Here is a 13,825-nt window from a genome sequence, read left to right as displayed (position 1 = left end):
ACCTCACGCGCCAGTTGAGGTCGGGTTTGATACAGCCATATTGCGTTTTAATAGGTCGCGCATCTGATTTGCTATCTGAATTGCTTCCTCTGCAGTCAATCCTGGCTGCCTTGCTTTTCTGATAAGTACTTCCAGGCTATCTGTGTGTTGACCTGCTGATAACCTAGTAATGGTGTCTAAAAACTGTTGTTCAAGGTTGTCGCCTTCAATCAGCCACTCCTTTTCCGCTAATGCTTTGAGCAGGCGTCCCTGTTCGGTCCCGTGCCAGCGCGCCATTAACTGGATAGAGTTTAGCTTAGGATTTTTTTGCACAGCCTCGATAAGAGCTACCAGCAGTTGCGCATAGGTGTTGCTCTCATTGGCGAAGTGATTGGCGGTCTCTACCTTGCCAGCCAGTTGTGGATGATGAATGAGGGTGCGCAGCGCAATCAGCGTTGGGGCTTCGACAGCAATCGGTGTGCGCGGGGCGCTCTGTTGATCGCGGTCGCCGCCACGCTTGCCGTTCTTGTTCCACGGCTTCTTGTCCCATTTCTTTGCGTCGGCGCCGGGTTTCTTCGGTGTCCATTGCTGCTGCGGCACATACATCTCTTGTGCCTGCGGCTGATGGTAGTCGCTGTAATCGGGCATGGCGTCGTAATCGATGCCCGGGTCGTAGGCCGGTGGCGTTTCCTGGGGTGCGCTTTGCACCAGTTGGCTCACGGCTTCACCGCTGAGGCCGGTAATTTCGGTCAGGCGTTGACGCATCAGGATGCGCAGGTTGGCGCCCGGTACCTTGTCGATCAGCGGCGCCGCGAGGGTGGCCATGTGGGCCTTGCCTTCGAGCGAGCGCGGGTCCGACTCTTCGGTCAGTTGCTGGAAAAAATAGTCGGCCAGCGGCTGCGCATGCTGGTTGATTCGCGCACGGAAGGCGTCAGTGCCCTCGGAGCGGACCAGGGTGTCCGGGTCTTCGCCCTCGGGCAGGAACAGGAAACGTGCCCGTCGCCCGTCTTGCAGGCAAGGTAGTGCGGCTTCCAGTGCGCGCCATGCGGCGTTGCGCCCGGCCTGGTCACCGTCAAAGCAGAACAGTACGTTGGGCACGACACGAAACAGTCGCTTCAAGTGCTCTTCGCTGGTGGCGGTGCCCAAGGTTGCGACAGCATTGCGCAGGCCTTGCTGGGCAAGGGCGATGACATCCATGTAGCCTTCGACGACGATGATTTCGTCGAGGTTGCGGTTGTTCTTGCGTGCTTCATAAAGACCGTAGAGTTCCTGGCCCTTATGGAAAACCGGGGTTTCCGGTGAGTTCAGGTATTTCGGCTTGTCGTCGCCCAATACCCGGCCGCCGAAGGCGATGATGCGCCCGCGACTGTCGCGGATCGGGAACATCACGCGATCGCGGAAGCGGTCATAGCGTTTGCCGGTTTCGGCGTTCTCGATCAGCAGGCCGGCATCGATCATGGCTTTTTGTTGCAGGGTGTCGCTGCTCAGATGCTTGAACAGATTGTCCCAGCCGGGCGGAGCAAAACCGAGGCCGAAGTCCCGGGCGATCTCGCCGGTCAGGCCGCGACCTTTCAAATAATCCACCGCCGCTTTACGCGATGGATGGCTTTTCAGGGCCTGACGGTAAAAATCGGCGGCGGCGGTGAGCAGCGGGTACAGCGGCGAGTCAGTCGGTTGCCGCGGTTTATGCGGCCGGCCGCTTTCCTCGCGGGGGATTTCCATGCCGGCGGCTTTGGCCAGTTCTTCGACAGCCTGGACGAAGTCCAGATTGTCGTGGTCCATCATGAAGCCGAGGGCATTGCCGCCAGCGCCGCAGCCGAAGCAGTAATAGAACTGTTTGTCGGGACTGACGCTGAAGGACGGGGTTTTCTCTTTGTGAAACGGGCAGCAAGCGGTGTAGTTCTTGCCGGCTTTTTTCATTTGCAGGCGCGAGCTGACCACGTCGACGATGTCGGTGCGGTTCAGAAGGTCGTCAATGAAGCTCTGGGGAATTAGCCCGGCCATGGCGTTCTCGTCATCTGCGCTGAAATGGACCCAAAACGAAGGGCGGCCGAACGTGGGTCGTTGTTTGAGGCGCGCAAAGTGTGCGGCTCGACCAGTGTCGTCTGCGTAATCGCTGTCGGGAAGTGTATCTGCCGAAAATCCACTGACGTTAGTACCAATCAGCATTCGACTATTCGAAAGTGTTGCGCTGAATCCGGCGACGGCCAGTCAATGGCCTCGGATAGCTCAATAAGCGGGCACGCAAGCAGGTGCCTTGGGCTGATCGTCGTGAGAGGAATCAGTGGGTGTGCTCGTCAGTAGCCTTGTTAGGCTCGTCAGAAAAGACGTGCACCGCTGGCAAAAGAGCCAGGTCTGACGTGATGAAGCAGATTTGTCTCGGTCGCGTCGGCGGCTTTGACGGTGAAACATCAAGCGATGTACGCAAATGCCAATAGCCCGGCTGAGGGCCGGGCTTGGCAGAAGCTTGCTACGAACGTCTGTGTATTAGTACAGACGAACGGCGCGGCGCTGCTCGCGCTGAACTTTCTTGGCGTGACGCTTAACAGCGGCTGCTGCTTTACGCTTACGCTCAGAAGTCGGCTTCTCGTAAAATTCGCGGCTACGAACTTCAGCCAGAACACCGGCTTTTTCGCAGGAGCGCTTGAAACGACGCAGAGCTACGTCGAAGGGTTCGTTCTCTTTTACTTTGACGGCTGGCATCCAGAGCTACCTTCATTCATTACCGGGGTCAACATCCTCGCGGCAAAAATGCACTTGAAGACGTCGGTTTTTAAGGGTTGCGGATGTTAACCCCTCATCGCTCGGAATGCAAAGCCTCTGATCGAAAACAGCTGGTAGGGGCCGGAAGTGGCGACTATTATGCGCGCCTTCGAATTTAGCCTCTACAAGGCGCAAACCCATGCTAGTACTGGGATTAGAAACCTCCTGCGACGAAACCGGTGTCGCACTTTACGACAGTGAGCGCGGCCTGCTGGCCGACGCGCTGTTCAGCCAGATCGACCTGCATCGTGCCTATGGTGGCGTGGTGCCGGAGCTGGCTTCGCGCGATCACGTCAAACGCATGCTGCCCTTGATTCGTCAGGTCCTGGCAGAGGCCGATTGCGTGTCGACCGAGATCGATGCCATCGCCTACACCGCGGGCCCCGGGCTTGTCGGGGCGTTACTGGTCGGCGCCTCATGTGCTCAGGCGCTGGCGTTTGCCTGGGGCATTCCGGCCCTTGGTGTGCATCACATGGAAGGTCATTTACTGGCGCCGATGCTGGAGGAAAAACCTCCGGAGTTTCCGTTCGTCGCTTTGTTGGTTTCTGGTGGGCATACCCAGTTGGTTCGGGTCGATGGGATCGGCCAATACGAGCTATTGGGTGAGACACTTGATGATGCCGCCGGCGAGGCTTTCGACAAGACGGCGAAGATGATGGGGCTGAATTATCCGGGTGGGCCGGAAATCGCTCGGCTGGCGGCGCAAGGCGTTGCCGGACGTTTCGTCTTCCCGCGTCCGATGTGTGATCGCCCGGGTCTGGATTTCAGCTTCAGTGGCTTGAAAACCTTTGCCTTGAACACATGGCAGCAGTGCGTCAGCGCTGGGGACGACAGTGAGCAAACCCGTTGCGACATCTCGCTGGCCTTCCAGCAGGCAGTGGTGGAGACTTTGACCATCAAGTGCAAGCGAGCCTTGAAGCAAGCCGGCCTCAAGCGTCTGGTCATCGCTGGCGGTGTGAGTGCCAACAAGGCGTTGCGGGTTTCGCTGGAAAAAATGCTCGGTGACATGAAAGGCGACGTTTACTACGCACGTCCGGAGTTCTGTACGGATAACGGCGCGATGATCGCTTTTGCCGGTTGTCAGCGTTTGCAGGCCGGGCAGTGCGAAAGTCTGGCGATCAGCGTGCAGGCGCGTTGGCCGATGGAGCAATTGTCGCCGCTGTAGGCAGGTGTCATGTCGAGAGTGGCCGATGAATGTGAGCCGCTCTCATCATCAGGATTTAAAAATGCCGTTCGCGCCCGGCAAACAGGTCGCGTAGATTGCCGCGATGGCGCCAGACGATCAGTGCTGTGACTGCGCTCATGGGCAACAATGCGGCGGGCTCTAGCCAGGCAAGCAGTGGCAGGGTGAGCGGAGTGGCGATCAGGGCGGCCAGCGAGCTGGTGCGGGTGAGGTAGAAGGTCAGTAGCCAGGTACAGAGGGCCAGGAGTGCAGCGGGCGGATACAGCCCCAGCAGCATCCCGGCGGCGGTGGCGACGCCTTTGCCGCCGCGAAAACGGAAGTACAGCGGGAACAGGTGGCCGATGACGGCACATAAGCCGACCCAGGCCTGTTGCTGTAATGACAAACCCGCCAGGCTGGCGATCAGTACTGGCAGCAGGCCTTTGCAGAGATCGCCAAGCAAGGTCAGCACTGCAAGTTTTTTTCCGGCCAGGCGCAGCATGTTGGTGGCGCCGGCATTGCCCGAACCACTCATTCGCGGATCGGGGGTTCCGGTCAGGCGGCTGAGCAATATGGCAAAGGACAGAGAGCCAAGCAGGTAGGCGAGGATCGCCAGTAACCAAAACATGCTAACTATTCCGGGCGAGGACGCCCTGATTCTAACGGCGCATTGCGCCATTGTCGTGCTGCGGAGAAGAGTGCTTGGACAGAGTGTTTATCGAGGGCCTGGAAGTCGACACGGTGATCGGTGCCTACGACTGGGAGCGAGGCATCCGACAGTGCCTGCGTCTTGATCTGAGCTTCGCCTGGGATAATCGCCCGGCAGCCGCAGGTGATGACCTGACCCTGGCGCTGGACTATGCGAGCGTTTCTTCGCGTATTCAGGCATTTGCCGAGCAGGCACAGTTCCAGCTGGTCGAGACTTTCGCCGAGCGTCTGGCTGAAGTTCTGATGAGCGAATTCAACATCAGCTGGATGCACCTCAAGCTGACCAAGCCAGGTGCCATCCCGGCGGCCACGGGTGTGGGCGTGGAGATCGAGCGCGGATGTCGCTGACTCAGGTGTATCTCGGGCTCGGTAGCAATATCGAGCGCGAATCCCATTTGCAGGCTGGCCTGGACGCCCTGGCGGGTTTCCTGGTGGATCTGCGCTGCTCGGCGGTGTTCGAAAGCCAGTCGGTGGGGATCAAGAGCGGGCCGTTTTTTAATTTTGTGGTCTCGGCCTTCACCGATCTGTCGCTGATGGAGCTGGATCGACGGCTGAAGTTCATCGAGGCGGATAACGGCCGTTATGCGCCAGACCGAAAGGGCTTGCCGCTGGATATCGACGTGCTGCTGTTCGGCGATCTGGTGGGCAACTTTGATGGTTTGATCTTGCCGCGAGCAGAGATTCTGAAAAATGCCTTCGTGCTGTGGCCGTTGTCGCTGATTGCGCCGGACAGAGTGCATCCGGGCGTAGGCAAGACCTTTGCGACCCTGTGGCGCGAGGCGCAGATCGATCAGGTGTTGGCGCCGGTGGCTTTTGAGTGGCGCGGTGAGCAGTTGACCCCATCGAATTTGCTGTGACCTGACTGACGTCTTCGCGGGCAAGCCCGCTCCCACAGGGTTTGCACAATACCTGTGGGAGCGGGCTTGCCCGCGAAGCTTTTCAGGCTGACGCCGCCTCTTTGTAAGCCTTCAACGCCTTGAGCCGTTCACGCTTGATCGCCTCGCCCAATTCCGGTCCCTTGAATCCCTTCTCCAGCAACGGCTGAACCGCCACGCTTCGCGCCGCGGTCGCCGCCCCGCGCAAATAATCCGCCTGTGGATAACTTATCTGCTCCAGGCCTTTACGCCCCCGAGCGTCCATCTCGCACGCCGCGATAAACTCCTCAAGGCGTTGAGGTCGACGATAGACGTCGAAACTCTGCAGCAACCCCAGCAGGGTTGACGGTTTCAGCTCCAGTGCACGATGGCCGTGGGTGTGATATTCGCCTACCAGCAGCGCCAGTTCCTGACAGTCCTTCGGTGCCTTGAAGCGTTCGTTGACCGCTTTGATCAGCTTCAGGCCCTTGTACTCATGGGCAATGTGGCGGGGCCATTCTTCCTCGGGCGTCAATCCTTTGCCCAGGTCATGCACCAGGCAGGCCCAGCGTACGGTCAGCGGTTGTTTGTGCGCCGCCGCCTGCTCCAGCACACTCAGGGTATGCAAGCCCGTATCTATTTCCGGATGATGGGCTTCGGGTTGCGGTATGCCGAACAACGCGTCGACTTCCGGCATCAGCACCTTGAGCGCACCGCACTCGCGCAGCACCTCGATGAACACTTGGGGCTGGTCTTCCATCAACGCGCGGGAGATTTCTTTCCAGCTGCGTTCCGCGGTCAGCGCCTCGAGTTCACCTGATTCGCTGAGCTGGTGCATCAACTCCAGAGTTTCGGGGGCGACGGTGAAGCCCAGTCCCGCATAACGCGCAGCGAAGCGGGCAACGCGCAGAACACGGAGCGGATCTTCGGCGAACGCGGGGGAAACGTGACGAAGCAGGCGAGCCTCGAGATCCCGCTGACCATGGTAGGGGTCGGTCAGGTTTTGCTGATCGTCTTCAGCCATGGCGTTGATCGTCAGGTCACGGCGGATCAGATCCTCTTCAAGCGTGACCTCGGGGCTTGCGTGAAAGGTGAAGCCGCCATAGCCGCGTCCGCTTTTGCGTTCGGTCCGGGCGAGGGCGTATTCCTCGCCGCTCTGCGGGTGCAGGAATACCGGGAAGTCAGCGCCTACCGGGCGAAACCCCCTGGCAAGCATTTCTTCTGTGGTAGCACCCACCACGACCCAGTCGATATCGGTGACAGGCTTGCCCAGCAAGCGATCGCGCACCGCGCCGCCGACTTTATAAATCTGCATAAAAAACCTCCGTTAGCTCGACAGGATAACCCTTGCGTCGAACTTTCGGAGGCGTGGGGTGGAATCAAAGGTGGATGACGGCCAGATCCAGTCGGCCGTAATCGCCCTCGCCGTGCTCGTTCCTTGGCGGTACGTGGTGGGTTTTCATCACTTGGTCGCCTTGCAGGGTCTCCAGGTGAATATCGAAGCCCCAGAGCCGGTGCAGGTGCTTGAGCACTTCGTCGGTGGAGTCTCCCAGTGGTTTGCGGTCGTGCTGCTGGTGACGCAAGGTCAGCGAGCGGTCACCACGCCGGTCGATGCTGTAGATCTGTATGTTGGGTTCGCGATTGCCCAGGTTGTATTGCGCCGCCAGGGTTTCGCGAATGGTTCGATAGCCGTCTTCGTCGTGTATCGCCGGAACCAGCAGATCGTCCTTCTGATCATCATCGAGGATGCTGAACAGTTTCAGGTCGCGGATCACCTTGGGTGACAGGTACTGCAGGATGAAGCTCTCGTCCTTGAAGCTGCTCATGGCGAATTTGATGCTGGACAGCCAGTCGGTGCCGGCGATTTCCGGGAACCAGTGGTAGTCCTCTTCGGTGGGCTCTTCGCATATCCGCCGGATATCACGATACATTGCAAAACCCAGGGTGTAGGGGTTGATTCCGTTGTAGTAGGGGCTGTCGAAGCCGGGCTGAAAGACCACGTTGGTATGGGAAGTGAGGAATTCCACCATGAAGCCGTCAGTGACCAGGCCCTCGTCATATAAGTCGTTCATCAAGGTGTAGTGCCAGAAGGTGGCCCAGCCTTCGTTCATCACCTGGGTCTGGCGTTGAGGGTAAAAGTACTGCGCGATCTTGCGCACGATACGCACTATTTCCCGCTGCCATGGCTCCAGCAACGGTGCATGTTTTTCGATGAAATAGAGGATATTTTCCTGAGGTTCGGCGGGGAAGCGCGCATTGTCCTTGTCGCTGAATTTGTCTGCGCCTTTGGGGATGGTGCGCCAGAGGTCGTTGATCTGTTTCTGCAGATGCTCTTCCCGATCTTTCTGCCGGCGCCGCTCTTCCTCCGCAGAAATCGGATACGGGCGTTTGTAACGGTCGACACCGTAGTTCATCAGCGCGTGGCAGGAGTCCAGCAGGTCTTCTACCGCATCGATGCCATGACGCTCCTCGCATTGCATGATGTACTGCTTGGCGAACACCAGGTAATCGATGATCGAGCTGGCATCCGTCCAGGTACGGAACAGGTAATTACCTTTGAAAAAGCTGTTGTGGCCATAGCAGGCGTGGGCCACCACCAGCGCCTGCATGCAGATGGTGTTTTCCTCCATCAGATAGGCGATACAGGGGTCCGAGTTGATCACGATTTCGTAGGCCAGCCCCATCTGGCCGCGAGTGTAGGACTTTTCGGTGCTGAGGAAATGTTTGCCATAGGACCAATGGTGATAACCCAGAGGCATGCCCACAGAAGCATAGGCATCCATCATCTGTTCGGCGGTGATCACTTCAATCTGGTTGGGGTAGGTATCCAGGGCGTAACGGGCCGCGAGACGACTGATTTCGCGGTCGTAGGCCTGGATCAGCTCGAACGTCCATTCGGAGCCGGTGGATATGGGGATGCGTTTCTGCTCTCTGGCGGTCATGTCACTAACCTGCGCTGGAAGAGTTCACGGAAGACCGGATAGATATCTCCGGCCGAGACCAATTGTTGCTGAGCGAAGGTGTCGTCAAAGGCTTCGGCAATCCGTTCGTACTCGAACCACAGAGCCTGATGTTCGCGCGGGGTAATCTCTACATAAGTGTAGTACTGCACGAATGGCATGATCTGGTTGATCAGGATGTCGCGGCAGATCGGCGAATCATCGTTCCAGTTGTCGCCGTCGGAAGCCTGTGCCGCGTAGATGTTCCACTCATTGCTCGGATAGCGTTCGGCCATGATTTCCTGCATCAGCTTCAAGGCGCTGGAAACGATAGTGCCGCCTGTTTCACGGGAATAGAAAAACTCCTCCTCGTCGACTTCCCGGGCGCTGGTGTGGTGGCGGATGAACACCACGTCGATCTTCTCGTAATTACGCTTGAGGAACAGGTACAGCAGGATGAAGAAGCGTTTGGCGATGTCCTTGGTCGCTTGCGTCATGGAGCCGGAGACGTCCATCAGACAGAACATCACAGCTTTTGAGCTGGGATTGGGTTGTTTGATCAGCAGGTTGTACTTGAGGTCGAAGGTGTCGAGAAACGGCACACGATTGATGCGGGCACTAAGGCGCTCGATTTCCGCTTCCATTTCCTGAATATCGCCGAAATTATCCGGCTCTTCGCGTCTAAGGCGCTCCAGCTCGTCTTTTGCCTCACGCAGTTTTGCCCGACTGCTGCCGGACAGCGCGATTCGTCGGGCATGGGCTGAACGCAGTGTGCGGATGATATTGATCCGCGAAGGGTTGCCTTCGTTGCTGATACCGGCACGGACAGTTTTAAAGGTGTCGGTTCCAGTCAGGTTGCGTTTGACCAGGTTGGGCAGTTCCAGGTCTTCGAACATGAACTCGAGAAACTCTTCCTGAGTGATCTGGAAGACGAATTCGTCCATGCCTTCGCCGGAGTTACCGGCCCTGCCCGGTCCTCTGCCTCCGCCGCCGCCAGGTGGGCGGGGGATATGTTCGCCGCTGGTGAATTCCTTGTTTCCAGGGTGAACCACGGTCTGCTTGCCGCCGCGGCCATGGTGAAGCACCGGCTCGTCGATGTCGCGGCCGGGGATACTGATTTGTTCACCGTGCTCCATGTCGGTGATGGAGCGACGGCTGACGGCTTCTTCAACTGCTTTCTTGATGTGATCACGGTAGCGCCGTAGAAACCGTTGGCGGTTTACCGTGCTCTTGTTCTTGCCATTGAGACGTCGGTCGATCACATAGCTCATGACTGCTCCTTAGAAGCTGTCTTGAAAGCGGCGAACGGGTCTGGCGGCACAAGCAAGCTGGAGGCGGGCGATTAAGCCTCCCGAGCTGTTTGCACTGCCTGGACCTCGCTACCGACTTTCGACACCTTCCAGAAACCTGTGTAGCAGAAATCGCTGAAACAGGCTTCTGGCTAACGACAACCGGTGCAACCGGCAGCGGGTTACTGTGATTTTCTGACCCGCAGATACCACTCGGAGAGCAGTCGTACCTGTTTGTCGGTGTAGCCGCGCTCGACCATCCGTGTGACGAAGTCGTTGTGTTTCTGCTGGTCCTCTTTGCTGGCCTTGGCGTTGAAGCTGATAACCGGCAGCAGATCCTCGGTGTTCGAGAACATTTTCTTCTCGATAACCACCCGTAGCTTCTCGTAGCTGAGCCAGGTTGGATTCTTGCCATTGTTGTTGGCCCGGGCGCGCAGCACGAAGTTGACGATTTCGTTGCGGAAATCCTTCGGATTGCTGATGCCGGCCGGTTTCTCGATTTTCTCCAGTTCTTCGTTCAGGGCTACGCGGTTGAGGATCTCTCCGGTTTCCGGATCGCGGTACTCCTGATCCTGAATCCAGAAGTCTGCGTAGAGCACATACCGGTCGAAGATGTTCTGGCCGTACTCGCTGTAGGACTCGAGGTAGGCGGTCTGAATCTCCTTGCCGATGAACTCGATATAGCGCGGCGCCAGGTATTCCTTGAGGAAACGCAGGTAGCGCTCACGGGTTTCAGCCTGGAATTGCTCCTGTTCGATCTGTTGTTCGAGCACATAGAGCAAATGCACGGGGTTTGCGGCGATCTCGTGAGGGTCGAAGTTGAAGACCTTCGACAGGATCTTGAAGGCAAACCGGGTCGACAGCCCATTCATGCCTTCATCGACACCGGCGTTATCGCGGTATTCCTGAATCGACTTGGCCTTTGGGTCGGTATCCTTGAGGTTCTCGCCGTCGTACACGCGCATTTTCGAGTAGATATTCGAGTTCTCTGGCTCCTTGAGGCGTGAGAGTACGGTGAACTGCGCAAGCATCTTCAGGGTGTCGGGCGCGCAATGGGCCTTGGCCAGAGAGCTATTGAACAGCAACTTGTCGTAGATCTTCACTTCGTCGCTGACGCGCAGGCAGTACGGCACTTTGACGATGTAGATCCGGTCGATGAACGCTTCGTTGTTCTTGTTGTTGCGGAAGGTGTGCCATTCCGATTCGTTGGAGTGGGCCAGCAGGATGCCGGTAAACGGAATGGCGCCAAGACCTTCGGTACTGTTGTAGTTGCCTTCTTGAGTCGCCGTCAGCAATGGGTGCAGCACCTTGATCGGTGCCTTGAACATTTCGACGAATTCCATCAAGCCCTGGTTGGACCGGCACAGGGCGCCAGAGTAGCTATAGGCGTCTGCGTCGTTCTGCGGGAATTCTTCCAGTTTGCGGATATCGACCTTACCCACCAGAGCAGAAATGTCCTGGTTGTTTTCATCCCCGGGCTCGGTCTTGGCGACGGCGATCTGATTGAGGATCGACGGGTAGAGCTTGACCACCCTGAACTGGCTGATGTCACCGCCGAACTCGGCCAGTCGTTTGGTCGCCCAAGGCGACATGATGGTGTTCACATAGCGCCGGGGAATGCCGAAGTCTTCTTCGAGGATCGCGCCATCTTCGGTGGCGTTGAACAACCCGAGAGGCGATTCGAAAACAGGTGAGCCCTTGATGGCGTAGAAGGGTACTTTCTCTATTAATTGCTTCAGCTTCTCGGCCAGGGACGATTTACCGCCACCCACCGGGCCAAGCAGATAGAGGATCTGTTTCTTCTCCTCCAGGCCCTGAGCGGCATGGCGGAAGTAGGAGACGATCTGATCGATGCATTCTTCCATGCCATGGAAGTCTTCAAAGGCCGGATAGCGGCGGATCACCTTGTTGGAAAAGATTCGAGACAGCCGCGAGTTGGCAGAGGTATCCAGCAATTCCGGCTCGCCGATTGCCAGTAGCAGGCGTTCAGCTGAAGAGGCGTAGGCGCTGCGATCCTTTTTGCACAGCTCCAGATACTCCTGCAGCGAGAGTTCTTCCTGGCGTGTGGACTCGAAACGTTGTTGGAAGTGGCTAAAAATACTCATGACGTCACCTCGCTCGATACGTGGAGCCGGCGCCGGATCAGTCGATGCTGGTAAGCAGCTGAAATGCAGCTGCTATTTACCCCCCAGAACACCTTCAAAGCTCTCGACCTTGAAAGCAACTCCCGATGACCCGCATGCCGGTGTACCGGCTCTCCCCTATTTGGATGGCCTGTGCCTAAGGATAGTTCGTAATCTGAGAGGTAAAGGTGGAATGCGCAATTAGTTCGAGCTGACCGTTCGTCAGCTGGCGCGCAAACCCACGGGATGCGCGGGTTGTAGCTTTAGAAAAATATTATTCGCAAACGCTTTGCGCGGTTTCCGACGGATAAGTCGCACGCCAAAGTTCAAAGCCGCCGTCCAGGCTGTAGACGTCGCAGAAGCCCTGGCTAATCAGATAAGCCGCAGCACTTTGGCTGGAATTGCCGTGGTAGCAGACCACGACCACTGGCGCATCCAGGTCTGCATTGCGGATGAAGTCCGGGATGGAGTGATTGTCCAGGTGCAGTGAGCCGCTGATGTGTTTGGCGGCATAGGTCTGCGGGTCGCGAATGTCGACCACGACTGCGCCTTGTTCGCGCAGCGCTTGGGCTTGTTCGGGTGGGATGCGTTTGAATTCGCTCATGGCGGGCTCCTGTGGCCTGGCTGAAAATGCCGTTCAGTGCTTTGCGGTGGTCGGCAATTGTTCGGGGGTAGAGTGGGCAACGCGCGGCTCGATGTGGCCTTGGGCATCGCACTTGCACTGCAAGCGCTCACCGGTATCGACATTCAGCAGCGTCAGGGCGCCGCCCCAGACACAGCCAGTATCGAGCGCGAAGAGGCCCGGTTCATTGCATTGGCCGGCAAGGGCGGCCCAGTGGCCGAAGACGATTTTCAGGCCTTTGGTCTTGCGTTCCTTGTGCTGAAACCAGGGGGCATAACCGGGTGGGGCGGTGTCCGGACCTTCCTTGCCCTTCAGGTCAAGTTTGCCATCGCTGGTGCAAAAGCGCATGCGGGTGAAATAGTTGGTGATTACCCGCAGACGGGCGGTGCCTTTGAGGTCGCCGTCCCATTTCACCGGCTCGTTGCCATACATGCCATCGAGGTAAGGGGCGAAGAGGTTGTCGTCATGTAATGCTTCTTCGACTTCGGCAGCGCACTTCAAGGCTTTCTTCAGCGTCCATTGCGGCGGTATGCCGGCATGGACCAGTACTATCTCGCGCTGTTCGTCGTAGTGCATCAGCTTTTGCTGGCGCAGCCATTCAAGTAGCTCGTTGCGATCCGGTGCTTCGAGGATCTCGCGCAAGGTGTCGGCTTTCTTCAGGCGCTCGATGTTCTGCCCGACCGCCAGCAGGTGCAGGTCATGGTTGCCCAGCACGCACACCAGCGATTCGCGGATGCTGTAGAGAAAACGCAGGGTTTCCAGTGACTGCGGGCCGCGGTTGACCAGGTCACCCACCAGCCAGAGACGATCCTTGGCGGGATCGAAGGCAACCCGCTTGAGCAGGCATTGCAGCGGTTCGAGGCAACCTTGCAGGTCGCCGACGGCATACACCGCCATCAGTGCAGGGCTCCGGGCACCGCGAGACGGAAGGGCGCAATGATGGCGTCGAAGTGTTTACCGTCTTCGGCGAGCATCTGGTAACTGCCCTGCATGGTGCCTACGCGGGTGGTCATCACAGTGCCGCTGCTATAGGTATGGCTTTCGCCAACCCCGATCAACGGTTGTTGGCCAACAACGCCCGCACCGCGGACCTCCTCGACGTGCCCGTCGCCATCGGTAATGACCCAGTGCCGAGAGAGCAACTTTGCCGCCATCTGGCCGTTGTTCTTGACGGTAATGGTATAGGCGAAGGCAAATCGATTTTGCTCGGGTTGCGATTGTTCTGCCAGAAAGCGGGTGACGACGCTGACGTCGACCTGATAACGAGGATCGGACATGCAAAAGGCCTTAAAAGCAAAGCGGGACGCGGGACATAACTGATGGGATCAGTCTAGGCCAAGTATCGGGTAGTAAACCAGACATGGCGTCTGGTGTCTTACCCGATAA

Annotated in this window: 13 protein-coding genes; 3 read left to right on the top strand and 10 right to left on the bottom strand. The window is 57.8% G+C overall.

Features of this window, described 5'->3' with window-relative positions; genetic code table 11:
- Positions 1–3: 3 nt before the first annotated feature.
- Both dnaG and rpsU read right to left on the bottom strand, forming a co-directional pair.
- Positions 4–1,983 carry a DNA primase gene (gene dnaG / locus AC3I0A_RS24735; protein ID WP_489375143.1) on the bottom strand — a complete coding sequence of 660 codons (1,980 nt, stop codon included), beginning with the start codon at positions 1,981–1,983 and terminating at the stop codon, positions 4–6.
- Between the two features lie 483 nt (positions 1,984–2,466).
- The gene (gene rpsU / locus AC3I0A_RS24730; RefSeq protein WP_002551877.1) at positions 2,467–2,682 is read right to left on the bottom strand and encodes a 30S ribosomal protein S21; all 216 of its coding nucleotides are present in this window, start codon (positions 2,680–2,682) and stop codon (positions 2,467–2,469) included.
- A gap of 199 nt (positions 2,683–2,881) precedes the next feature.
- Here rpsU and tsaD point away from each other — a divergent pair, with 199 nt between their 5' ends.
- Positions 2,882–3,907: a tRNA (adenosine(37)-N6)-threonylcarbamoyltransferase complex transferase subunit TsaD gene (tsaD, locus tag AC3I0A_RS24725; RefSeq protein WP_489375142.1), complete on the top strand. Its 1,026-nt coding sequence runs from the start codon at positions 2,882–2,884 to the stop codon at positions 3,905–3,907.
- 55 nt (positions 3,908–3,962) lie between these two features.
- Here tsaD and plsY read toward each other — a convergent pair whose 3' ends face one another.
- Positions 3,963–4,532 (bottom strand): glycerol-3-phosphate 1-O-acyltransferase PlsY, encoded by a 570-nt coding sequence (plsY, locus tag AC3I0A_RS24720; RefSeq protein ID WP_489375141.1) that lies wholly within the window; start codon positions 4,530–4,532, stop codon positions 3,963–3,965.
- Positions 4,533–4,606: 74 nt separating this feature from the next.
- Between plsY and folB the strand changes: the two genes are divergently transcribed.
- Both folB and folK read left to right on the top strand, forming a co-directional pair.
- Complete coding sequence (gene folB / locus AC3I0A_RS24715) at positions 4,607–4,960, top strand: dihydroneopterin aldolase (protein WP_489375140.1); 354 nt, start codon at positions 4,607–4,609, stop codon at positions 4,958–4,960.
- The gene (gene folK, locus AC3I0A_RS24710; protein ID WP_489375139.1) at positions 4,951–5,469 is read left to right on the top strand and encodes a 2-amino-4-hydroxy-6-hydroxymethyldihydropteridine diphosphokinase; all 519 of its coding nucleotides are present in this window, start codon (positions 4,951–4,953) and stop codon (positions 5,467–5,469) included. Before folB ends, folK begins: the two co-directional genes overlap by 10 nt.
- An 82-nt stretch (positions 5,470–5,551) precedes the next feature.
- Here the strand turns inward: folK and AC3I0A_RS24705 are convergent, their stop codons facing one another.
- From AC3I0A_RS24705 to apaG, 7 genes are all read right to left on the bottom strand, one after another.
- Entirely contained in the window at positions 5,552–6,781 is a 1,230-nt protein-coding gene (locus AC3I0A_RS24705; protein WP_489375138.1) for a multifunctional CCA addition/repair protein, read from the bottom strand.
- A gap of 64 nt (positions 6,782–6,845) precedes the next feature.
- Positions 6,846–8,408, bottom strand: a complete 1,563-nt coding sequence (locus tag AC3I0A_RS24700; RefSeq protein ID WP_489375137.1) for a SpoVR family protein — start codon at positions 8,406–8,408, stop codon at positions 6,846–6,848.
- A complete protein-coding gene (locus tag AC3I0A_RS24695) occupies positions 8,405–9,676 on the bottom strand; it encodes a YeaH/YhbH family protein (RefSeq protein ID WP_489375136.1) in 1,272 nt (423 codons plus the stop codon). Before AC3I0A_RS24695 ends, AC3I0A_RS24700 begins: the two co-directional genes overlap by 4 nt.
- A gap of 200 nt (positions 9,677–9,876) precedes the next feature.
- Entirely contained in the window at positions 9,877–11,799 is a 1,923-nt protein-coding gene (locus AC3I0A_RS24690) for a PrkA family serine protein kinase (protein WP_489375135.1), read from the bottom strand.
- A 292-nt stretch (positions 11,800–12,091) separates the two neighbouring features.
- Positions 12,092–12,421, bottom strand: coding sequence for a thiosulfate sulfurtransferase GlpE (gene glpE, locus AC3I0A_RS24685; protein ID WP_489375134.1), 330 nt, complete (start codon positions 12,419–12,421; stop codon positions 12,092–12,094).
- Positions 12,422–12,454: 33 nt separating this feature from the next.
- Positions 12,455–13,336: a symmetrical bis(5'-nucleosyl)-tetraphosphatase gene (locus AC3I0A_RS24680; RefSeq protein WP_489375133.1), complete on the bottom strand. Its 882-nt coding sequence runs from the start codon at positions 13,334–13,336 to the stop codon at positions 12,455–12,457.
- Positions 13,336–13,716: a Co2+/Mg2+ efflux protein ApaG gene (gene apaG, locus AC3I0A_RS24675; protein ID WP_489375132.1), complete on the bottom strand. Its 381-nt coding sequence runs from the start codon at positions 13,714–13,716 to the stop codon at positions 13,336–13,338. The genes AC3I0A_RS24680 and apaG overlap by 1 nt, the downstream gene beginning before the upstream one ends.
- Between the last annotated feature and the right edge of the window lie 109 nt (positions 13,717–13,825).

Source organism: Pseudomonas sp. KH_024_B2, assembly GCF_057839965.1.
The sequence above is the reverse complement of the archived record's forward strand: the minus strand, read 5'-3'. Positions and strand labels throughout refer to the sequence as shown.

What these genes read in the sequence shown, in the direction of transcription:
- AC3I0A_RS24680 (WP_489375133.1), bottom strand. Translation starts at nt 13,336, where the DNA reads ATGGCGGTGTATGCCGTCGGCGACCTGCAAGGTTGCCTCGAACCGCTG.
- rpsU (WP_002551877.1), bottom strand. Translation starts at nt 2,682, where the DNA reads ATGCCAGCCGTCAAAGTAAAAGAGAACGAACCCTTCGACGTAGCTCTG.
- plsY (WP_489375141.1), bottom strand. Translation starts at nt 4,532, where the DNA reads ATGTTTTGGTTACTGGCGATCCTCGCCTACCTGCTTGGCTCTCTGTCC.
- tsaD (WP_489375142.1), top strand. Translation starts at nt 2,882, where the DNA reads ATGCTAGTACTGGGATTAGAAACCTCCTGCGACGAAACCGGTGTCGCA.
- apaG (WP_489375132.1), bottom strand. Translation starts at nt 13,716, where the DNA reads ATGTCCGATCCTCGTTATCAGGTCGACGTCAGCGTCGTCACCCGCTTT.
- AC3I0A_RS24695 (WP_489375136.1), bottom strand. Translation starts at nt 9,676, where the DNA reads ATGAGCTATGTGATCGACCGACGTCTCAATGGCAAGAACAAGAGCACG.
- glpE (WP_489375134.1), bottom strand. Translation starts at nt 12,421, where the DNA reads ATGAGCGAATTCAAACGCATCCCACCCGAACAAGCCCAAGCGCTGCGC.
- AC3I0A_RS24705 (WP_489375138.1), bottom strand. Translation starts at nt 6,781, where the DNA reads ATGCAGATTTATAAAGTCGGCGGCGCGGTGCGCGATCGCTTGCTGGGC.
- AC3I0A_RS24700 (WP_489375137.1), bottom strand. Translation starts at nt 8,408, where the DNA reads ATGACCGCCAGAGAGCAGAAACGCATCCCCATATCCACCGGCTCCGAA.
- folK (WP_489375139.1), top strand. Translation starts at nt 4,951, where the DNA reads ATGTCGCTGACTCAGGTGTATCTCGGGCTCGGTAGCAATATCGAGCGC.
- dnaG (WP_489375143.1), bottom strand. Translation starts at nt 1,983, where the DNA reads ATGGCCGGGCTAATTCCCCAGAGCTTCATTGACGACCTTCTGAACCGC.
- AC3I0A_RS24690 (WP_489375135.1), bottom strand. Translation starts at nt 11,799, where the DNA reads ATGAGTATTTTTAGCCACTTCCAACAACGTTTCGAGTCCACACGCCAG.